Source organism: Bradyrhizobium sp. 17 (genome assembly GCF_023073515.1).
Lineage (GTDB): Bacteria > Pseudomonadota > Alphaproteobacteria > Rhizobiales > Xanthobacteraceae > Bradyrhizobium > Bradyrhizobium canariense_D.
The window spans coordinates 369,613-390,655 of the sequence record NZ_JADPJQ010000124.1; the positions used below are offsets into that span (position 1 = coordinate 369,613).

The window sequence follows — 21,043 nt, forward strand, 5'->3', positions numbered from 1 at the left end:
TCCGGTAACGGCGAGCATCGCTTGGAATCACACGGGCGAATGTGATCCAGTTCACAAGTCCAAAAATTTAAGGGTGGCGGCGCCGGCTGTTCAGCCGCGCGAGCGCTTGCGTGCACTGGCATGGACACGATGCCGTGCAGGTTTCCTGTGGGTAACCGAGGGAGTCTCCGCCTCGCTCGCCCGGGCGCTGGCAAAGGATTGCCGCAGGCCGTCGATGGACTCGTTGAGTGTCGTGACCTGCTCGGACAGACGCTTGGTGTCAGCCTGCTGGAATGCGAGCAAGCGCTTCACACTCTGGAGCTGGTCTTGCACGACCTGGAGCTGGTCAATCGATTCCTGCTGGGTTGCCTCCAGCCCTTTGGTCTTCTCGACCAGCTGCTCGGAGGCCTGGGCGGTGCGAGCCTGAAGCTGCCGCGACGCCACCACACGGTCGGTCTCAGGGGCTGAGCCGGTATAGGCACGCCAGATCGCGATTGAGGTCACACCGGCGATCAGGAGCAGGAGCGCGGCGGCGGTCAGCGCGATAGGCTGCGCGCCAAGGCGAAGGAGGGGATGGGACCGTGTGTCCTCTGCGAGATCGATCATCGCTGACAAAACCCAAATTGAAACTTGGTGAGTGGCGAAGACCGGCAACCTGAGGTTACCGGGGCGTCCCGAAAACGTTACGTGTCGGCAAGGAATGGGACCAAAAAGAGGCTAAGAGCAAAAAAACCAACAATCAGGATGCCTTAGGGCATCCGTGCCCCCGTCAGAGGCAGAGATCAGGGCTGAAACGGCGAAAACGGACCGGAATAGGTCTTCGAGCGCGGCGCCGCGTAGGACCCGAGCCGGGAGGTCTTCAGTCCCAGTCGCACCAGTGATTCTGCCAAGGTCACCGCGGCGGCGACGCCGTCGATCACGGGCAGGCTGTGCGTGGCGGCGAGCTCGATGGCGAGATCGGCCATGCCGGCGCAGCCGAGCACGATGGCCTCTGCGCGATCGTCGCGGATCGCGGCCGTGATTTCCGCAGAGATTCTTGCGAGCGCATCGGTGTTGCGCTCCTCGAGCGCGAGCACCGGCACTTCGGCAGCGCGGACGCGGACGCAGCGATCGGCGAGGCCGTATTTCCGCAAATTATGTTCGATCGGCACGATGGAGACACCGAGGGTCGTCACCACGGCGAAGCGCGCGGCGATCAGGCTCGCCATATGGAAGCCCGCCTCGCCAATGCCGATCACTGGTGCCCTTGCCGCAGCGCGCGCGGCGTCGAGGCCGGTGTCGTCGAAGCAGGCGATGATGTGCGCATCCGCGTCGCGGTCGGCCTCGCGGATGCAGCCGAGCATGCCCGGCACCGCGAACGCCTCGTCGTAAAATCCCTCGATCGAGACCGGGCCCATCGTGGGCTGGCGCGCATCGATCACGGTGTCGGGCAGGGCGACCGCGCGCGCGGCATCGGCGATCTTCACCGTCATGGACGCAGTGGTGTTGGGATTGACGACGTGAAGCCGCATCGGATCAGACAAGCCCCTTCTCAGACAAGCCCTTTGCCGGCGTCCGAGCCTTTGGCCGCCTGTCGCTTGTTGAGCATGTGGATGGTGCCGAGCGCAAGGCTGATCACCGTGAACGAGACGGCCGAGATTACGGTGCCGAGCGCATAGATGTCTGGGTTGGTCACGGTGGTGGTGAGGCCCTGGAGATCGAGAGGCAGTGTGTTCACCGCCCCGATCGCCTGGCTGGAACGCGCGAGTTCGTCCCAGGACAGCGTGAAGCCGAACAATCCAATGCCGATCACGGAGGGCAGGATGATCGGCAGCACGACATGACGGAACGCCTGCCACGGCGTCGCACCGAGATCGCGCGCGGCTTCCTCGAGCCTGGGATCGAAGCGGTTGAAGATCGCAAACATGATGAGCAGGCCGAACGGCAGCGTCCAGGTCAGATGTGCACCGAGGCCCGAGGTGAGCAGGCCCATCGAAGTCTCGAAATTCTCGTTCCAATACGCCTTGATCAGGTCGTCGATGATGCGGAATTCAAGCGAGATGCCGAGCGAGGTGATGATCGAGGGCACGATGAGGCTCGCGATCGCGGAGTAGAACAGGATGCCTTGCGCCTTGAACTTGCGGCGAAACGCCATGCCCGCTGCGACCGACAGCACGACGGTGACGATCATCACGATAATGCCAAGCAGCAGCGAACGGCGAAAGGCGGCGCCGAGATCGACGATGCCGGTGCCCTGGAACAATTTTGCGATCCAGAAAGTCGATACACCGTTCATCGGGAAGGTGAGGCCGCCCTGCGGTCCCTGGAACGACAGCACATAGATCGCGATCATCGGGCCGTAGAGGAACAGCGTGTAGGCCGCGAAGAAGATCGCGAGCACGTAGAAAGAGCGCGGGCGTCCTTCCTTCATGCTCTAGAGCTCCTTCTTGATGTCGACGATACGCGACATCATGGTGATGATCAGGAACGTGATGACGAGCAGGATCACGGCATTGGCCGCTGCTGCCGGGAATTGCAGCGCATTCACCCGCGTCTCGATGATCTTGCCGGCGGCCGCGATCTGCTGCCCGCCCATCACGCCGATGGTGATGAAGTCGCCCATCACGATGGTGATGACGAAGATCGAGCCGATCACGATGCCGGGTTTTGCCAGGGGAATGATGACGTTGACGAGCGTCTGGAAACCGGTCGCCCCGGCGTCATAGGCGGCCTCGATGAGCGATTTGTCGATGCGAACCATTGAGTTGAAGATCGGCACCACCATGAAGAAGGTGAAGAGGTGCACCAGCGCCAGCACCACGGAGAATTCGGAGAACAGCAGCCATTCAACGGGATGGTTGATCAGCCCCGTCTTCACCAAGCCTGAGTTGACAAGGCCATTGCGCCCGAGCAGCGGAATCCAGGCGATCATGCGGATCACGTTGGAGGTCCAGAACGGGATCGTGCAGAGCAGCGACAGTCCCATCTGCCAGGTTTTCGACTTGACGTGAAAGGCGAGGAAGTAGGCGACCCAGAAGCCGATGAAGAGTGTGATGACCCACACGATGAAACAAAGCTTCAGCGTCTTCAGATAAGTCTTGGCGATCGTGCAGAGATCGGGGAGCTGCGCGATGCAGCCCTCGAACGTGTCGGTGTAGCCGCGGCCCGAGAAGGCCGGCAGCAACTGATATTCGTTGTAGTCCCAGAACGAGACGATGACGACGAAGACGAGGGGGATCAGGAAGAAGGCGAGGAACACCAGCATCATCGGCCCGGCCTGGAGCCAGGAGATGAAGGAGGGTGACAGCCGCGCCGCTTTGCTGCGGCGCGCCGTCTCCGATCCCCGGACCAGGTCCGGGGATGCCTGTTGCAAAATGTCCTCCGACGTGTCCATCAGGTTACGCCGCGATGAACTCGTTCCACTTGCGGACCATGTAGTCGTTCTCGTCCATCACGGCGTTCCAGCACGCGACGCCGCCCATGCGGTCCTCGTAGGAGCCGCCGTCGCGCACGGCGCCAGCCTTCTCGAGCAGCGAGCCGTCGGGCGCCTTGATGTCCTTCTCGGCCGCCTTGCCTTCCATCCAGTAGGCCCACTCGTATGGCTCCATCTGCGCCTTCGCGGTGGAGAGCACGGCCGAGTAGTAGCCCTGGCGGTTGAGATAGGCGCCGGCGTAGCCGGACAGGAACCAGTTGACGAACTCGTAGGCCCATTCGAGCTTCGCACCCGAGACGCCCTTGGAGACGCAGAAGCCGGAGGCCCAGGAGCGATAGCCTTCCTTGAGCGGCTGGAAGGTGCAGGCAATCCCCATCGAGCGGACCTTCGTCACCGCCGGCGACCACATCGACTGGATGACCGTCTCGCCCGAGGCCATCAGGTTGACGCTCTCATTGAAGTCTTTCCAGAAGGCGCGGAACTGACCGGCCTTCTTGGCCTCGGTCATGACCTTCATGGTGAGATCGATCTCTTCCTTGGTCATGTTGCCCTTGTCGGCATATTTGTACTTGCCGGTGGCTTCCACGACCATCGCGGCATCCATGATGCCGATCGAGGGGATGTTGAGGATCGAGGCCTTGCCCTTGAACTCGGGATTGAGCAGCTCGGCCCACGAGCTGATCGGACGCTTGATGATGTCGGGGCGAATGCCGAGCGTGTCGGCGTTGTAGACGGTCGGGATCAGCGTGACGAACTCGGTGGCAGACGTCGCGAACTTCTTGGAGTCCTTGCCTTCGAGATAGAGCACCTTCCAGGGTGCGGTGCCCTGGCCGCCGATCTTCTTGCCGCCGGGAGTGACGCCCTTGGTGAAGACGGGCGTGATGTTGTCGAATTCCTTGATCTTCCTGCCGTCGAGGGCAAGGATGTTGCCCGAGGGCACGATCTTCTTTAGCGCGAAATATTCGGTGTCCAGCACGTCGAAGGAGTTCGGCTGGGTCATCACGCGCTTGGTGACGTCGTCGGTGGTCGCGGTGATATATTCGATCTTGATGCCGGTGTCCTTCAGGCACTGCTTGGAGATCTCGTCGCCCTCGTTCACGGCGGTGCCGAGATAGCGCAGCACCTTCGGCTCGGCCGACATCACATAGGGAAAGCCGGTGATGGCGCCGGAGCCCGCGGCAAGTCCGGCGAGACCCGCGGTGCTCTTCAGTAGCGTGCGGCGGCTAAGGCCCTTCTTCCTGGTCGTTTCGGTCATATCACTCACTCCTCTGTTGCGCATTCCGGTGATTGATCGGCGCTATTGCAGACGTTGCGCCTTGGCGGGATCCCAGATGGCCAGCACGCGATCGCCCGGCCGGAACTGGTGGACGTCGAAGGCGGCCTCGGGAAGGTGGGAAAACAGGGCGGTCCCGTCGTCGAGCGTGAGCGAGACGGCGATGTAGGAGCCTTGGTACTCGGTCTGGGTCAGTAGCGCGGGCGCGCCGAAGGCGCCGTCAGTGAACGGCGCGATGCCGAGCTGATCGGCGCGCACGGCGATGAGTTTGCCTGCGTCGCTGAGGACGTTGTGACCGCCGATGAAGCGCGCCACGAATTCGGTGCGGGGGTGATGGAAAATGTCGCGGGCGCTTCCCTGCTGTTCGATCCTGCCCTGGTTCATCACCACGATGTGGTCGGCCAGCGCCATCGCCTCTTCCTGGCCGTGCGTGACCTGAACGAAGCTGATGCCGAGCTCGCGCTGCAGCCGCTTCAATTCGCCCCGCATCTTCACCCGCAGGAACGGATCGAGCGCCGAGAGCGGCTCGTCGAGCAACAGGATCTGCGGCTCCGTGATCAGCGCGCGGGCGAGCGCGACGCGCTGCTGCTGGCCGCCGGACAGCTGTGCGGGGAGGCGGGCCGCATAGGGCGTCATCGCCACCAGCTCGAGCAACTCGCCGGCGCGCTTGTGCCGCGTCGCCCGGTCGATGCCGCGCATTTTCAGGGCAAACGCCACGTTGTCGAGCACGGTGAGGTGTGGAAACAGCGCGTAGGACTGGAACATCATCGCCGTGCCGCGCTTGGCGGGTTCGAGATCCGTGACGTTCTGCGGACCCAGGATGATGTCGCCTTCGCTGACGGCCTCGTGGCCGGCGATCATGCGCAAGGTCGAGGTCTTGCCGCAGCCGGAGGGGCCGAGCAGGCAACAATAAGTGCCGGCCGGGATCTTCAGATTGACGGTGTCGACCGCCAGCGTCGTGTCGTAGCGCTTGGTGACGGCGACCAGTTCGAGGGCGGCGGGAGTGGCCATGGCGTGTCCGGGGCGAGGGCGATGCTGCGCCTCTCTCCGCAAGGTCCATGCCAATCGCGCTTGAATCGTTCTCGGCCGGCCGAATTCCAAAACAGTGCAGCGGAGTCAGATCGTTAGATCGAATCCCACGGGCTTGGGCGGTTCGCTGCCTTCGCAGTTGCGTGCACACAAAACAGGCGCGGATTGTATAAAGTTTCGCCTGTGATTGGATACAGCTGGTCGATTAGGATTCAACGCCCTCGTCGACGATCGAGTCCTCACCCCCATGGCCGTCAAGTCCCGACCGAAATCCGACGCGCCAGATGCGAGCGATCGCGTCAGCCGCATCCGGGAAGGTGTGACTGCGGCGATCCTCGAGCATCGCCTGTTGCCCGGCACGAAACTCGGTGAGGACGAGATCGGCGAGATCTACGGAGCAAGCCGAACGCTGGTTCGCACCGCGCTGCAACAGCTCGCGCACGAGGGCATCGTCAACATCGAGAAGAACCGCGGCGCCTTCGTCGCGCGGCCGACGCCTGCGGACGCCCGCGAAGTGTTCGAGGCGCGCCGCCTGATCGAGCCGACAATCGTCGATCACGCCGTTGACGCGGTGTCGCCGGCCTGGATCGGGCGTCTCCAGCGGCATCTTGCCGAGGAGCGCGAGGCGGAGCTGCGTGGCGATGCGCGTGCTTCGGTCCGCCTCTCCGGCGACTTCCATCGACTCGTCGCCGAGATGAGTGGCCACAGCATCTATCTTGGTTTTCTCAAGGAGCTGATCGCGCGGTCCTCGCTGATCATCCTGCTCTACCGCCGGCACGACACGCCGGCCTGCGGCACCGATCATCACGCCGGAATCGTCTCCGCGATCCGCAAATGCGACAGGGAGGCCGCGCGCGCGCAGATGTTGTCGCATCTGAACGAGATCGAGGCCGAGCTGTTTCTGAAGGATCCCGCCGCTGACGAGTTGCGACTCGCGGACGTGCTCGGGGTCTGAGCTCAACGAGGCGCGTCCGCACCCGGCTGGGCGCGACGGCGGCTATTGCGGCTCTAATCCGAGAGTCTTGATCGACTCGAGCCAGATCGGCCCTTCCTTTTCGTAGAGCGCAATCGAGGATGCGCGATCCATGGCCGGCTGGTCGACGCCGAAGGCATCGAGCAGCTTCTGCACGCGCTCCGTCTTGCCGCCTTCGACCATCAACTTGGCGAGCATGTCGATCCGGTCTGCCGGCATCGCAGCGGGCGCCACCAGCGCGGTAAAACTGATGAGCTGGAAGACATTGCCCGTGACCCCTTGCTCGGCAAATGTCTTGGTTTCGGGCAGCTTCTTCATGCGCACTGGTGTCGGCACGGCAATCGGGCGGCCGATGCCGGTATCGAGCACCGGTAGCGCAGCCTGATAGCTGCCGACGGCCGCCTGGATCACCCCCGCGGCCAGATCCTGCCACATCGGCGCTTCGCCGCGGTAATGCACGATGGAAATGTCGAGACCGAATTGCCGGTTGAGCTCGGCGATCGCAATATGTGCGAACGAGCCGATGCCGTACGAGCCGGCCGTGACCTTGTTGCCACGTGCGTACGCGACGAACTCTTCGATCGTCTTTGCATTGGTGGCGGAATGGACCACCAGCGGCAGATGCCCCGAAGGCGTCATCGCGACGATCGTGAAATCCTTGTCCGGATCATAGGCCAGCGATTTCAACAACAGCCGGTTACCGAGCAAGGTGGACGAGATCGTGTACATCAGCGTGTAGCCGTCGGCCGGGGAATCCTTCACCGACTGTGCCGCCAGCGCACCGCTGGCTCCGGTTTTGTTTTCGACAATGACCGGCTGGCCAAGCTTCTGCGAGATATAGTCGCCATAGGCGCGGGCGAAGGCATCGGTGATGCCGCCTGCCGGCGTGGAGACGACGATCCTGATTGCCCGGGTCGGCCAGGCTTCGGCCAAAGCCGTTTCAGAAGCGGCCATCGTCAGGCATGCCATCGCGGCAGCCCAAATTCTCGCGGATGTCCGCACTTCGGCCTCCCCTTTTCCCTGTGTCATTGGGCAGCCGGCAGCCGCCGCAACGAGGTGTCACACGGGCAGGAAGGGGGGTCAAGAAATCAAAATATCGTTTCACTGTGTGAAATGATCATCGCCGACCTGCAGGAGAACCCGGCGCAGCAAGCTTGGCACCGAGCGCCTCGGCAAGTGCGGAAGCGACCTTCTTCATCGGCGGTACGAAGCGCCGCACACCGTCCTCCAGACCGACCGCCTCGCGAAGCATCATCACGTTCATGCTGCCGAACAGGCGATTCCGCAAAACGACGGGTACGCCGATCGCCCACACTGCGCCCCCGAAGACGCGGCGGCTGTAGGTCTCGTCCATGACTGCGAACCCCGCGCTACGGATCGTGCGCAGCACTTTGGCAAGTCTGCCGGGATTGCGCGCCAGATCGTTCCAGGGCTCCGGACCAAGGGCCAGCCGTGCGGCAATGCGCTCCTGCTCGGCGGGTTCGCAGAAGGCGAGATAGGCGCGTCCCATCGAGGTGCCGAGGACGGGAAAGCGAAAACCCGGCGGGCGGCTGAACAGCAGCGATCCATCGACGCGCGTCGTGTGGGCGATGACCATGGACTCCTGATCGAGCACCGCGATGTCTGACGGCCAATGGATCTGCTTGCGGAATTTGTTCAGGATGGGTTCGGCGATGCCGCCAATCCAGGTCGGCTCATCATAGCCTGCGCTGAGCAGCAGCGCCCGTCCCGTCGGCGCGTAGCTGGCCGGCTCGGTACGACGTACCACATAACCTTCATGTTCCAGCGTCTCGAGCATGCGGACGATCGTTGACTTGTTCAGCCCCGTCGCCTTGTGCAGCGAGCCGACGGTCGACTGCCGTTCCTGATTGATCACCCGAAGGACTTCGAGGCCCCTGGACAACGCGATGACGGGACGGAACGACGTCATGCCAACTCCTTGTGATTGCCTGTGCCGCTAGCCGATGAAGCAACGGCCGGAGGGACAGGGCAGCGCGCTCGACGCCATCGCCACCGATTGCGGGAAGGTTGGCATGAGTCAAGCTCGCTGACGCGTTCATCTCGGTTTCGAGAAGGGCGGGATTCGCAGTCAACTCGATCGCTTGCTGTGCCCAGCGGCAATTTAGTTCCTGTGGTCAAGCTGGATTGTGCGCTCCCAGCCTCGTGTGGACGGTAGGGCGCTGCGACGTCACGTGACTATTCCTCGCGAGCCACACCGGCTATAGGATGGCGCTCTGTCATCGAACTGTCATGTTACCGTAAATGCTGAAGTCAGACGCAACGCCGGTTCGCAAGGCTCCGAGCGCGCGGGATGGAAATCCTGTTGCAAGGGAAAACAAGAGAACGCAAGTCGTTGCTGGCTTCTTCAGGCAGCGTGAGCCGGCCGAACTCGTCGCGGAACCTGTGATCGATCAGACGCCATTGCAAGACGCGGAACCGGCAACGGAACCACTGCGGTCGAGCGCTGCCGCGCATGGTGCCGGTGAGATCGAGCTCAAGCTTTTCGTCGATGCCGATCGCATGGCGCATTTCAAGGCCGCGCCTGTGATCGCGATGAACGCGCGCAACAAGGGCGCGCGCAAACATCTCAAGTCCGTCTATTACGACACGCCGGAGCGGACGTTGCGTCGCCACGGCTTGAGCTTGCGCGTTCGTCAGAGCGGCGCGCGCTTCGTGCAGACCGTGAAGACCGATGCGGTGGACGATCCGCTCCGCCGTGGTGAGTGGGAGATGAGGGTACTGTCGCTTGCGCCCGATCTCGGTTTGGCAATGCCGTTCATTCCCGAGAAGCTTCGCGGCAACCTGGAAGCGCAGCCGCTCGAATCGGTCTTCACTGCCGATGTCCATCGCCATGCGCGGCCGATCGAACTGCCGTCAGGCACGGTCGAGATCGCCTTCGACCAGGGTGAGTTGACGGCCGGCGACCGTTCACTGCCGGTGAGCGAGATCGAGCTGGAGCTCAAGAGCGGCAGCGCGAGCGCGGTCTACGAGATCGCGCTGCGGCTCGCGGAGCACGGCGACGTAAAGCCGTCCATTCGCTCCAAATCGGCACGCGGCTTCGATCTTGCCGCCGACAAGCCACCCTCGGCGCGGCGTCCGCGAAAACTTCGTCTCGATCCGTCGGTGACATTGGACGAGGCGTTCGCGACAATCCTGCGTTCCTGCTTCCTCCATTTGCTTCAGTCGCTGCCGGCGGCCGAGGATGGCCGCAATCCGGAAGGAATCCATCAGCTGCGCGTCTCGCTGCGCCGGCTTCGATCGGCGTTGGATCTGATGGGGTCGGTCGGCGCGCTCAGCAATCTCGATGCGCTGCGGTTGGAAGCCAGATGGCTGGCGCAAGAGCTCTCCGCCGCGCGCGACTGGGATGTGTTCCGGCTCGATACCTTGCCGAAGATCGCAACAGCCTGTCCGTCGGTCGCGGGCTTCGATGCACTGGGCCTGGCTGCGGCCGGGCGCCAGTCCGACGCCTATCGCAAGGCGCATGGCGCCCTCGAAGATCGCCGCTGCGCCATGTTCCTGCTCGGCCTCGGCAACTGGATCGAGGCGCGGGGCTGGCGCAACGACGTCGCCACCGAGGATCTCGGCCAGCTCGCCGAACCCGCGGCCGACTTCGCGGCACGCATCCTATCGGCGCAATACGCCAAGGTGCTCAAGCGCGGCCGCCGCTTCAAGTCGCTTTCCGCCGAACAGTTGCACCGCCTGCGGCTCGCGACCAAGCGGCTGCGCTATCTCAGCGAGTTTCTGCTGCCGCTGTTCGCAGACCGCAAATCCACGCGAAAATTCTCGCGAAGGCTCTCCGGCTTGCAGGAGCAGCTTGGCGCCGTCAACGACATGGCGGTTACGGCATCATTGCTGGACGGGCTTGATGCCGAGCCCGACGGCACCATCGCCGCGGCGGCGATCGCAGGCTGGCAGGCGCGCGCGTCGATCGGGGTGCAACCCGTCCTGCAAAGCACATGGCGCGATTTCACCGTCGCGCGCGTGCCCTGGTCGCGGCAGGCGCCGCAGAACTAAGCGAAGTACACCCTAAAAAAGTTGCGGCCAGCCATTGGGGGATGGCTGGCCGCGCGCGAACCGGTCTGGGACGGGGAGGGGTGGGGATGTGACCGGGTCGCGTATCTCTTTCGTTTGTCTCTACTGATCCCTTGCGCTGGCGGTGGAGACCGCCGGCTTGGTGTCGCCGAGCGAGACCCAGACATTGGGATCGCTCTGCGACTGGCGCTTGACGAAGCGGTAGCCGGTCTCCGTCCAGGCAACGACGTTCTCGTTCTGATTGTCGAGAACGAACTCGCCCTTGTCGGTCTTCACCGTCAGCACCGCGTGTCCTTCGCCCTTCTTGTCGCGCACCACGGTGATGAGCAGGGCCTCGCGCGGCCATCCGGCATCGATTAGCATCTTGCGCTTCAACAGCACGTAGTCCTCGCAGTCGCCGTAACCGTCCGACGGCAGCGACCACTTTTCGATCACGCCCCAGTGCTCCTGGTCGGTCAAAGGCTTGACGGTCTCGTTGACCCAGCGATTGACCTTGACGAGGTCGCGCCATGCAGCCTGCGACATCACGATGTCACGCGGTTGCGTCGGTGCGCCCTGGCACTGAGCGGCATTGTCTGCACAGAACTCGACCCAGCCGATCGGCGCACGCGTGGTGTCGCCGAGGCTTGCGTAGAGCAGACGGCCTTCGCCGGCATGCGCTGCCGCGCTCATTCCGAAGAGCATGGCGGCGAGCGCCAATCCCTTCCCCTGTCCCCTGAAATCAAACATTGCGGCCCCCGTTTCTTGTTGGGACCACATTGCGCAGGCAGCTTTTGAGTTGCCGCTAAGTCAGTCAAGTCAAGTCGAGACGAATGCAAGTAAAACACGCGGCGAATTCGATCTATACTTGAGTCAAATTTGAATAAAATTCGATATGACTGCAATTGATTCAAATTTTATGGATTAACGCGGAAACGCTAGCGGAACCGTTGTTTGCACGCTCCCGCAGCCTCCGCGTTAACCCGCGCGAGCCTCGACGCCACCCATGAAAAAGGCGGCGTCCGCATCGCGGAGGCCGCCTTCAGTGCTGGAAATGCAGTGGTTTTGGTGCCTTCGCGCTTTACCGCGCGGTAACGCTCTCTTCGAGAGTTTCAATTGGCTGCGAATGCATGAACTCGAGCGCGAAGCCATCTTCGAGGTTTCGGACCACGCGGCCCTGCACCCGGCCGAGCAAAACCGTCGATTTCAGCGGGGGGCGGTTCTCCGCGGCGATGGCGGCGCCCGACAGCGAGAGGTCGATGATGCGGCAGGTCATCTTGGTGCCGTCCTCGAGCGTCAGCACCGCGATCGGATTGCGCGGCACGATACGATCGTGGCGGCGGTCTTCCGGCAGATTGAGGATGTCGCGGTTGGCGAGCCAGGTCAGCTGTGCCGCAAGCTTGTCGCGCTTTCGCGGCGTGGCACCGACCGTCATGGCGAAGCCATTGTCGATGATGCGGGTGATCTTGCCCTCGACGCGCCCGATATGGTCGAGATAGGCGACCACGCGGTCGCCGACATTGCCGATGCCGGGGGCCAGCAGTGCCAGCCCGCCCGGCGACATGTTGATCACCTGGCAGGGGAATTCACGGCGGTCCGGCAGCATGTAGCGGCCGAGCAGGTGAACCTTCACCCGCTGGAAACGCCGACGTTCCTCGGCGGCCGGAAGAAATTTTTTGTGCGCCAACGCCATTTTCACAACCCGACCCCCCGCCTGGCGGAGTCCGGGACGACCCTAAGGTGCACAGGGTTAATGCCGCGTTAGGATCGGGCGCGGCGATGACGAACAGACACAATGCGTTCGAAAAGCCACATCAGGGGCGGGCAGGCCAGCACTGTCAGCGCGCCGAGGTCAAGCGCGACCGCGGCCGTGCCGGCCGATTTGGCGAGCCGGCCCGCCACCGCCGGTCCCAGCATCATCGCGGCATAGAAGAGAGTGTAGAACACGCCCATCCCGATCGCCCTGGTTTCCCGCACGAGCACGCGGGCGGTCAGGCTCATGATCGGCCCGGCCGGATGGCCGCCGATCAGGCCGATCAGGACGAGGATCGTGATCACGGCGTCGGACCGGGTCAGCCAGGCCAGCAGCCCGGCCACCACCAGGCTGGCCACGATAGCCAGCACGAACGGCCGCTTGAAGCGATCGGCGAGATAACCGCCTGCCGGCACCGAGATCACCGACAGCCACATCACGAGGCTGATCGCCGATCCCGCCGCGGCAATGCTCCAGCCGCGCTCGGCGAGCAGCGAGGGGCCGAACGAGAAGATCATGGCGAGGCCGACATTATAGAGGCCCCAGATCGCGCCCGCGACGATCACCGCCAGAAGCGCGAGCGGATCAAGCCGCCCGGAGCCGGCCGCGCTGGCGGTTGCTCCCGGCGGTGCTTGGTAGAACGTGATCAGCACAATGCCGATCGCGGTGAGCGCGCCGGCCACGAGGAACACGGCGCCCGCGCCATAGGCCGTGCCGATCGCCGGCAGCACCAGCAGCGAGATCGCAACGCCGGCCGGCCAGGAGTTGACGAAGATCGCCATCGCGGTAGCGATCTCCTTCCCCGCAAACCAGTCGGTGCCCATCTTGGTGAGCTGCACGGTCAGCAGCACGCCGCCGGCGCCGGAGGCGAGCCGGCCCGCCATCTGCCAGCCCCAGACGTCGGTGCTGGCCATGACGAGACTGCCCGCCGTCATCAGCAGCAGCGCCACGATCGTGGTGGGCTTGTCGCCAAGCGTCCGGCCAATCGCGCCGCCCGGCAGCGCCAGCACGATGCCCGGTGTGAAATAGAGTCCGATCAGGATGCCGATATCGGCGAGCCCGACGCCGAAGCTCTGCTGCAGCAGCGGCGCGACCGCGGCCACGCTCTGGAACTGGAATGCGATGGTGAGGCGAACGACGAACAGGATCGCAAGTATGCCCCAGCGATTGCGCAACGCTTCATCTCCCCAAACCCTGTATCGAGCGTGCGGTGGGGAGACGCCGGAGTCAACCGGCCGTCTTCCTCGTCGCGCGCCCATAGAGAAGACATAGCAGTGCCAGCAGCACTGCGGCTGAGAGCCCGAGCGACCAGTGGATGCCGATCGCCGCACCGAACAGTCCGACCGTGATGCCGCTGAACGCCCGCATCCCAAGCCCCGCCATGTTGTAGAGGCCGACGACGCGACCGCGAATGTCGGACGGCGCGTTCAACTGCACCAGCGCCTGCGCCATGGTATTGAACGACAGCTCGAGGAAGCCTGCAAAGAACAACAGCACGATCGCGACCGGATAGATCCGCACCGAGGCGAAGCCGAGCAGCGCCACGCTCCACAGCATGGCGAGCATGATCGCGGTGCGCGGCGTGCCCTTGAGCCGCCCCCAGGATTCCAGCGCGATGCCGGCGAGCAGTGCGCCGGCGGCATCGGCCGCGAGCAGCACGCTGTAGGAGATTCCGGGATCGCCGTGGCCGAGATCGCCGGCAAAGCCCGGCATCTGGGCGTGATAGGCATTGCCGATCATGAAGGAGGTGAGGCCGGCGAGCCATGTCATCGCCGTCAGCACCGGCTGCGTGCCGATGGCGCGGATGGTCAGCATGATGTCGGCAAGGCCGCGCACGGCGAAGCGCCGCACGGCGACACTCTTGTCCCGCACCGGCGCCCAGAACAGCCACAGCAGCATCGGCAGATAGAACTGCGTGTTGAAGATAATGCCATGCGAGGTGCCGAGCGTCAGCATGATAATGCCGCCGACGGCAGGTCCGACCAAAATGCCGAGATAGCGCGCCATCGCATTCAGCCGCACCGCGCTCGGAAGATCGGCCGGACCGACGAGATCATAGAGCAGCAGCTGGTTCGGCGTCTGCCACAACACGCCGGCGCAGCCATGGATCACCAGCAGCAGCATGGCGTGCCACATCTCGATGGCGTCGGTGATGAAGAAGAAACCCCATCCAGCCGAGGCCACGATGAACAGCAGCATGCCGCATTGAATGATGCGGCGCGGATCGACCCGGTCCGCCAGCCCGCCAACCGCGACCGAGAACAGCAGGAACGGCAACCAGTGCGACAGCACGGCAAAACCCGCCAGCGCCGGCGAATGGAATTTCTGGAACACCACCCAATAGCTGATCACATGCTCGATATTGTCGGCCATCATCGCCAGCACGTAAGCGATGAACTGGAGCCGGTAGGGCACCGACCTCATCGCTGCGAACGAGCCGGACGCGACCACGGGATTTTGAGGGAGGGGGTTCAAGCGGGCACCTGGGGTGGGACTTTGGCGCCGTGCCTACACGTTCGCCGTCGAGCGCTCAAGGCACTTGGGTGTGTGGAGACCAGGGTCCCGTAGCCCGGATGAGCGAAGCGATATCCGGGAATGCTGGCCCCGCATGTCGCTTCGCTCATGCGGGTTACGAGACCGCGGCTTGGCACCAGCGCGCATCTCACATACGCTTCGCTTCAGCCCGCACCAATCAATCATAACAGACGGGCAGCGAGGACACGCCATGGACCAGATCCGCGTCTGCACCCACGCAGGGCCGGGCAGCGAACCCGTCATTCGCACCGTGCCGTGGCCGAAGGTCGGCAAGAGGGCCGCGCTGATCAAGGTCGGCGCGTGCGGCGTCTGCGGCACGGACCTGCACATTCTGAAGGGGCATTGGCCGAAGCCGCTGCCGTGGCCGTTCACGCTCGGCCATGAGCTCGGCGGAATCATCGTCGAATGCGGCGACGAATTCACCGAGGACTTCATGAGCAAGCCGCTCAAGGTCGGATCAAAAGTGATGATCCCGCCGCTGATGCCCTGCGGCCGCTGCTATTACTGCATCCATTATCCCCAAGTCGCCAACAAGTGCCTGACGCCGGTCTATTACGGCCGCTATCTCGGCTTCGACAAAGCGCCTCACATGTGGGGCGGCTGGGCCGAATATGTCTATGTCGATCTCGACATGCTGCCGGGCACCAAGATCTACAAATTGCCTGACGACATGTCGCTGCGGCTGGGTGCGCTGTCGGAGCCGCTGACGTCCTGCATCCGCGCCTTCAACCGCGCCAGCCGCGCCGGCGGTTTCACCTGGGGCGACACGGTGGTGATCCAGGGCTCGGGTCCAATCGGCATTCTCGCGGTCGCCGCCGCGCAGGAGATGGGAGCAGGGCGCGTGATCTGCGTCGGTGCGCCGGAGGAGCCGCGGCTCAAGCTCGCGCGTGAGTTCGGCGCCGAGGCGACAGTGAACATCGAGGAACTGAAGTCAGCGCGGGACCGCATCGCCCGCGTGCGCGACATCGTCGGCGGCTTCGGCGCCGATCTGGTGATGGATTGCTCGGGTCACCCCTCCGCCGGCCCCGAAGGCGTCGAGATGCTGCGCGACGGTGGCACTTATGTCGAGATGGGCCAGTTCACCGACGCCGGCTCGATCGAGACTTCATGGCACCGCATCTGCACCAAGGATATCAACGTGCTGGGCTCCTGGGGTTTTACCGCCAACGATCTGCCGCTCGGCGTCGACATGCTCCATCGCACGGCGGGCAAATATCCCTGGCTGAAGATGCAAACGATCTATCCGTTCACGGAAGACGGCGTCGCGCAGGCGGTCAGGGATGCCATGGCGATGAAGACGGTGAAGTCGACGATCGTGCCGTGGCCGGAGCTGGTGGAGTGAGAAGTTCGTGGCCTGGATGGAGCGCAGCGCAATGCGGAATTCTCGCCGACAGCTCCCCGTATTCCGCTACGCTCCATACGGGCTACCCGCCGACGTTTGGAATGAAAGACTCGATGATGGAAGAACACACAACCGAACCAGGTCAGCGCTCCCGCTCCCCCTTCCGCGCCATCCGTGCGATCGACTACACCGTCATTTTCGTGCGCGACATGGCGGCGATGCGGCGCTTCTATGAAGACGTCCTCGCATTTCCGCTGCTGCGGGAGCTGTCGCCGAACTGGATCGAGTACGGCTTGGGCCCCAGCACGCTGGCTCTCGCAAGGCCGGGCCGAACCGCGACTGACGCGCCGACGCCGGCGGGCAGTGCCGCGCTGCAACTGGCCTTCAAGGTATCCGCGGCCGAAGTCGATGCGTGTGCCGACGAACTCGCACGCCACGGCGTGGCGCTGCTGTCACCGCCGACGAACCAGTCGTTCGGGCATCGGACGCTGTTCTTCCGCGACCCCGACGGTAATCTTTTGGAGATCTATGCGGAGATCTGAACCGGGCAGCGGCGGGCCCGTACACGAAAAGTTCCATCGAAAATCCGCGAGTTATTCAAGCCGGGGTGAAACTTAGGCCCAGGTTACGGCTTTGAGTTCACGGGAGAGTTCATCGTGAAGCAGATCCTGAAGCCCCTGACCTACATCGCGGCCGCCATCTACTTCCTGGTGGATGCGGTCTTCATGGCCGTGGCGAGGCCAATCTCGCGCTGGATCGGGCGGCATCTCCAATTGAAGCGATTGCGGGGCTGGATCAGATCGCTGTCGCCTTATTGCTCGCTCGCCTTGTTTTCGGTACCCGTCATTATCCTGGAGCCGGTCAAGCCCGTGGCAGCCTATCTCGCGGCGACCGGGCAAATCGTGATGGGGGCCGTGACTTTTATTGTCGGCGAACTGCTTAAGCTGGTGCTGGTCGAGCGCCTGTTCCATCTCACGCGCGACAAGCTGATGCGGATTCCGGCCTTCGCCTGGGCCTATGGGAAGTACTCCGAGGTGAAGGCGTGGCTGCAGGCAACCGACGCCTGGCGCGCCATCCGCGCACTGAGCCGCGCGGCCAGGGACACTCTTGTGCGGGCAAGAGCTAGACTGGTCGGCGGCTTCAGCAGCCTGGTGACCTCCAGGGATTAAGGCTGCAGGCATAGAGCTGCGCTGGGCGAGTTGCCATCTATGCGAGCTTGCGGTCCGCGGCGGTGGCCTTGTCGCCCGTGTTCGGCGTGCCGGTCGGCTCGATGAGCAGGAGATGAACTTCCTCGCGCGCGACCGGGCGATGCTCAACACCTTTGGGCACGACATAGAGTTCGCCCGGACCAAGCGTCACCGTGCGATCCCGTAATTCGATCTCCAAACTGCCTTTCAGGACGAGGAAGAAATCGTCGGTGTCGTCGTGCTTGTGCCAGGTGAACTCTCCCTTCACCTTCACCACCATCACGTCGCAGTCGTTGAAGGTTGTGATCGTGCGTGGAGACCAGAAATCCCCAAAAGTCGCGAGTTTGTCGGCAAGCGAAATGCCGTCGGCCATGTGTTCTCCCGTTCTTCCGTGCGGCTCGATTTGGGTCGAGCGATGCCAGCAGCTATTTGACATATCCCGACGATATGGCCCGCGCCCATTTCGGGTGGTCGTTGGCGAGGGCACGGGACGATGCGGCGTCCCAATCGTATTCGAGGGCCAAGAGTTCGGCCTGCCAGCCCCTTTGTCGCTTCGTGAGGATTGCATATCGCGCGTGCGGCGAGCGGTATTCCAGGTTTGCGGCAACGGGAATGTCTGCGAAGACCGGCAACCAACGCTCCCTGGATTGAGAACCAGACAGTCATGAGGTCCGTGAACGACGGCCTGGCGGTGGCTATGACCACACAGCACCACACGCGCCGTCGGCTCACTCGCGAGGCGCATTGCCAGCACGTCGCGGCGTGCCGGTACGAAGCGGCCGTCGTCGAGCGTTTCTTCCAGCAGGCATGTCGTATCGTTGTCGGGCGTGCCGTGGCAGGCCAGGATCCCATCGTCCAGCCGTATTTGGGAAGGCAGGCTGTGGAGTGCGAGACGTTGCTCCGCAGTCAATGCGTTGCGCGCAAACAGACCTGCCGACGAGAGCTTGTCGTCCGGAAACTCCTCAATCCAGCGATCATGGTTTCCGCGTACGGTCGGCAGCGACAGCGCCTCGAGCGCTTCGAAAGTCTCTTTCGGCCACAACGGGCTGGTGACGCAATCGCCAAGGTTGACCGTACGATCGACGCCACGCGCCTTGATGTCGGCCAGCACCGCCTCGAGCGCGGCAAGGTTGCCGTGGATATCGGAAATGACTGCCAATCGCATCGTCGTGCTCCCTAGTCCAATCGGCCTGAGCTTAGCCCTGTTGTGCGTCTCCGGCAGCTCCAACCGCGCATAATTTAAGCGAGGTGGCCGTGAAAATCTGCAGCCTCGCCCCAAAATCCCGCTATATGCAGTAAAATGCCCCGAAAATGCTGGATGTAGCGGGTCGAGCTGGCCAGTAAGCTTATTCTCGGCATCACCAAAGCCATGCGTCATAGGCATGGTGATTTGCCCGCACTTGGCGTAAAGAGCGTCCAAATCAGATCACCACGCGTGCGGCTGGACCATTTGCCGCCTACGCAGCTTCAGGTCGCGCGGCTCGACGTTCCGCGCCTGGACCAACCAAGGTTTATCCCGTGTCTTTTCCGACCATGAGTGCGCCGCTCGCCCGAGCTTTGGCCGAGCGCAATTACGACCGTCCGACCCCCGTTCAGCTCGCCGTACTCACGGACGAGGCCGCTGACCGCGATCTCTTGGTTTCGGCACAGACCGGCTCCGGCAAGACCCTGGCCTATGGGCTGGCCATGGCCAAGGACCTGTTGGGCGACGCCGAGCGGTTCGAGCGGGCGGGTGCACCGCTTGCCCTGATCGTGGCGCCGACCCGCGAGCTTGCCTTGCAGGTCCATCGCGAGCTGGCCTGGCTGTACGAGCATGCGAGCGGGCGCGTCGTTTCCTGCGTCGGCGGCATGGACCCCAGGCGCGAGCAGCGCGAGCTTGCGGCCGGCGCTCATATCGTCGTCGGCACGCCCGGCCGGTTGTGCGATCATTTGCGCCGCGGCCGTCTCGACATCTCGGAATTGAAGGTAGTCGTGCTCGACGAGGCTGACGAGATGCTCAATCTCGGCTTTCGCGAGGACATGGAGTTCATCCTCAAGACCACGCCGGACACGCGCCGCACCCTGATGTTCTCGGCGACGTTCCCGCGCGGCATCGTCGCGCTGGCCAAGCAGTATCAACAGCGGGCGTTCCGGATCGAGGTCGCCGGCGACGAAGGCGGTCACGCCGATATCGAGTACCGCGCGATCCGGATCGCGCCCGGTGATGCCGAGCACGCCGTCGTCAACGTGTTGCGCTTCTACGAGGCGCCGAGCGCGCTGGTATTCTGCAGCACGCGCGACGGCGTCCGGCACTTGCAGGCGGCACTGCTGGAGCGCGGCTTCTCCGTGGTCGCTTTGTCAGGCGAATTGACGCAGAACGAGCGAACCACGGCGCTGCAGTCGCTGCGCGACGGACGCTCGCGCGTCTGCGTGGCGACCGACGTCGCCGCCCGGGGCATCGATCTGCCGAGCCTCGATCTCGTCATTCATGCCGACCTGCCCAACGACGCCGAGGTCATGCAGCATCGCTCCGGCCGCACCGGCCGCGCGGGCCGCAAGGGGACGAGCGTCATGCTGGTGCCGCCCGTGCGGCGGCGGCGTGCGGAAATGCTGCTGAACGTCTCGGGCATCGACGCGGTCTGGGGGACGGCGCCGCAGCCGGATGAGATCCGCAAGCTCGATCACGAGCGCATGAAGGACGTGCTGTTCACGGAGGAGACCACCGCCGACGATCTGGCGCAGGCGCAGGCGCTCTTGGCCGAGCGGTCGGCCGAGGAGATCGCCGCGTCACTTGCACGGCTCTATCGCGCGCGGCTGCCGTCGCCCGAAGACATCATGGAGCCCGTCGAGCGAGCTGGCCGGCCGCGCGAGGATCGCGGCCGCAACGATACGCGCGCGCCGCGCGACGATGTCCGCGCTTCGCGCGGCGATGATCGGACCGAAAGGGCTCGACCAAAAGCGGGAAAATCGTCGTCGAAACATGGCATGGCGGATGGCAGCGTCTGGTTCCGGGCCAACATCGGACGAAAAAAGAACGCGGAAGCGCGCTGGCTGTTGCCGATGATCTGCCGTCGTGGCGGCATCGACAAGAACGACATCGGCGCGATCAAGATCATGGACACCACGACCGAGTTCGAAATTTCCGAGCGGGTCGCGGAATCCTTCGCCGTGAAGATCAAGCGTCCGGACAAGGAAGACAATATCCGTCTCGAGCCGATGGCGGATGCGCCGCAACGGCAGGCGGCATCGGAAGAGCGGCCCCACGCGCCGCGGCGCGAGAGCGGCGACAACGATCATCGTGAACGCCAGGGCGAACGCGCGCGCGAGCCGAACGGGTTCAAACCGCAAGGCAAACCTCACGGCAAGCCACACGGTAAACCGCACGAAAAGCCGTACGGCGAACGCACACCGAAATTCGACGATGCTCCTTCCTTCGCAAAGAAGAAAAAGCACAAGAACAAGCCGGGCCACGCTGAGCCCTCGGTCACGTCGTGGTCTGAGAAGGGCGCCGCCGGGAAGAAGCCGAAGACTAAAAAGAAGCATCGCGCCTGACTGGCGCTGCCCAGCGCG

General features: G+C 63.7%; 19 protein-coding genes and 1 pseudogene. 6 read left to right on the top strand and 14 right to left on the bottom strand.

What is annotated here, in order from left to right:
* Positions 1-90: 90 nt before the first annotated feature.
* The 6 genes from IVB13_RS31920 to IVB13_RS31945 all read right to left on the bottom strand — a co-directional run bounded on the left by IVB13_RS31920 (position 91) and on the right by IVB13_RS31945 (position 5,675).
* Positions 91-585 (bottom strand): hypothetical protein, encoded by a 495-nt coding sequence (locus IVB13_RS31920; RefSeq protein WP_247491260.1) that lies wholly within the window; start codon positions 583-585, stop codon positions 91-93.
* 176 nt (positions 586-761) lie between these two features.
* Positions 762-1,490 carry an aspartate/glutamate racemase family protein gene (locus tag IVB13_RS31925; RefSeq protein WP_247491410.1) on the bottom strand — a complete coding sequence of 243 codons (729 nt, stop codon included), beginning with the start codon at positions 1,488-1,490 and terminating at the stop codon, positions 762-764.
* Between the two features lie 20 nt (positions 1,491-1,510).
* On the bottom strand, positions 1,511-2,389 hold the full coding sequence (locus tag IVB13_RS31930; RefSeq protein ID WP_018455338.1) for an ABC transporter permease: 879 nt from the start codon (positions 2,387-2,389) through the stop codon (positions 1,511-1,513).
* A 3-nt stretch (positions 2,390-2,392) separates the two neighbouring features.
* Positions 2,393-3,352, bottom strand: coding sequence for an ABC transporter permease (locus tag IVB13_RS31935; protein ID WP_018455339.1), 960 nt, complete (start codon positions 3,350-3,352; stop codon positions 2,393-2,395).
* A 4-nt stretch (positions 3,353-3,356) separates the two neighbouring features.
* Positions 3,357-4,646, bottom strand: a complete 1,290-nt coding sequence (locus IVB13_RS31940) for a PotD/PotF family extracellular solute-binding protein (protein ID WP_247476132.1) — start codon at positions 4,644-4,646, stop codon at positions 3,357-3,359.
* A 42-nt stretch (positions 4,647-4,688) separates the two neighbouring features.
* Positions 4,689-5,675, bottom strand: a complete 987-nt coding sequence (locus tag IVB13_RS31945) for an ABC transporter ATP-binding protein (RefSeq protein ID WP_085396144.1) — start codon at positions 5,673-5,675, stop codon at positions 4,689-4,691.
* A 265-nt stretch (positions 5,676-5,940) separates the two neighbouring features.
* Here IVB13_RS31945 and IVB13_RS31950 point away from each other — a divergent pair, with 265 nt between their 5' ends.
* Positions 5,941-6,648 carry a GntR family transcriptional regulator gene (locus IVB13_RS31950; RefSeq protein WP_085351121.1) on the top strand — a complete coding sequence of 236 codons (708 nt, stop codon included), beginning with the start codon at positions 5,941-5,943 and terminating at the stop codon, positions 6,646-6,648.
* 42 nt (positions 6,649-6,690) lie between these two features.
* Here IVB13_RS31950 and IVB13_RS31955 read toward each other — a convergent pair whose 3' ends face one another.
* Positions 6,691-7,620: a tripartite tricarboxylate transporter substrate binding protein gene (locus tag IVB13_RS31955; RefSeq protein WP_247299768.1), complete on the bottom strand. Its 930-nt coding sequence runs from the start codon at positions 7,618-7,620 to the stop codon at positions 6,691-6,693.
* Positions 7,621-7,783: 163 nt separating this feature from the next.
* Entirely contained in the window at positions 7,784-8,596 is an 813-nt protein-coding gene (locus IVB13_RS31960; protein ID WP_018455343.1) for a helix-turn-helix domain-containing protein, read from the bottom strand.
* A gap of 332 nt (positions 8,597-8,928) precedes the next feature.
* Here IVB13_RS31960 and IVB13_RS31965 point away from each other — a divergent pair, with 332 nt between their 5' ends.
* Entirely contained in the window at positions 8,929-10,680 is a 1,752-nt protein-coding gene (locus IVB13_RS31965; RefSeq protein ID WP_026232930.1) for a CYTH and CHAD domain-containing protein, read from the top strand.
* A gap of 120 nt (positions 10,681-10,800) precedes the next feature.
* Here IVB13_RS31965 and IVB13_RS31970 read toward each other — a convergent pair whose 3' ends face one another.
* The 4 genes from IVB13_RS31970 to IVB13_RS31985 all read right to left on the bottom strand — a co-directional run bounded on the left by IVB13_RS31970 (position 10,801) and on the right by IVB13_RS31985 (position 14,905).
* The gene (locus tag IVB13_RS31970; RefSeq protein ID WP_247491262.1) at positions 10,801-11,427 is read right to left on the bottom strand and encodes a transglutaminase-like cysteine peptidase; all 627 of its coding nucleotides are present in this window, start codon (positions 11,425-11,427) and stop codon (positions 10,801-10,803) included.
* 331 nt (positions 11,428-11,758) lie between these two features.
* The gene (locus IVB13_RS31975) at positions 11,759-12,370 is read right to left on the bottom strand and encodes a PilZ domain-containing protein (RefSeq protein WP_007602573.1); all 612 of its coding nucleotides are present in this window, start codon (positions 12,368-12,370) and stop codon (positions 11,759-11,761) included.
* Between the two features lie 68 nt (positions 12,371-12,438).
* A complete protein-coding gene (locus tag IVB13_RS31980; RefSeq protein ID WP_247491264.1) occupies positions 12,439-13,605 on the bottom strand; it encodes an MFS transporter in 1,167 nt (388 codons plus the stop codon).
* A gap of 52 nt (positions 13,606-13,657) precedes the next feature.
* Positions 13,658-14,905, bottom strand: coding sequence for an MFS transporter (locus IVB13_RS31985; RefSeq protein ID WP_256467702.1), 1,248 nt, complete (start codon positions 14,903-14,905; stop codon positions 13,658-13,660).
* 250 nt (positions 14,906-15,155) lie between these two features.
* Between IVB13_RS31985 and IVB13_RS31990 the strand changes: the two genes are divergently transcribed.
* From IVB13_RS31990 to IVB13_RS32000, 3 genes are all read left to right on the top strand, one after another.
* Positions 15,156-16,307 (top strand): zinc-binding dehydrogenase, encoded by a 1,152-nt coding sequence (locus IVB13_RS31990; protein WP_247410743.1) that lies wholly within the window; start codon positions 15,156-15,158, stop codon positions 16,305-16,307.
* A 113-nt stretch (positions 16,308-16,420) separates the two neighbouring features.
* Complete coding sequence (locus tag IVB13_RS31995) at positions 16,421-16,849, top strand: VOC family protein (RefSeq protein ID WP_247371660.1); 429 nt, start codon at positions 16,421-16,423, stop codon at positions 16,847-16,849.
* A gap of 114 nt (positions 16,850-16,963) precedes the next feature.
* The gene (locus tag IVB13_RS32000; protein ID WP_247491266.1) at positions 16,964-17,476 is read left to right on the top strand and encodes a hypothetical protein; all 513 of its coding nucleotides are present in this window, start codon (positions 16,964-16,966) and stop codon (positions 17,474-17,476) included.
* A 37-nt stretch (positions 17,477-17,513) separates the two neighbouring features.
* On the opposite strand, the gene IVB13_RS32005 is transcribed toward IVB13_RS32000, so the two are convergent.
* The gene (locus IVB13_RS32005; protein WP_085361730.1) at positions 17,514-17,867 is read right to left on the bottom strand and encodes a cupin domain-containing protein; all 354 of its coding nucleotides are present in this window, start codon (positions 17,865-17,867) and stop codon (positions 17,514-17,516) included.
* A gap of 52 nt (positions 17,868-17,919) precedes the next feature.
* Positions 17,920-18,659: pseudogene (locus IVB13_RS32010) on the bottom strand (metallophosphoesterase family protein).
* A gap of 368 nt (positions 18,660-19,027) precedes the next feature.
* Between IVB13_RS32010 and IVB13_RS32015 the strand changes: the two are divergent.
* The gene (locus tag IVB13_RS32015) at positions 19,028-21,025 is read left to right on the top strand and encodes a DEAD/DEAH box helicase (protein WP_247371954.1); all 1,998 of its coding nucleotides are present in this window, start codon (positions 19,028-19,030) and stop codon (positions 21,023-21,025) included.
* The last annotated feature ends 18 nt before the right edge of the window (positions 21,026-21,043 follow it).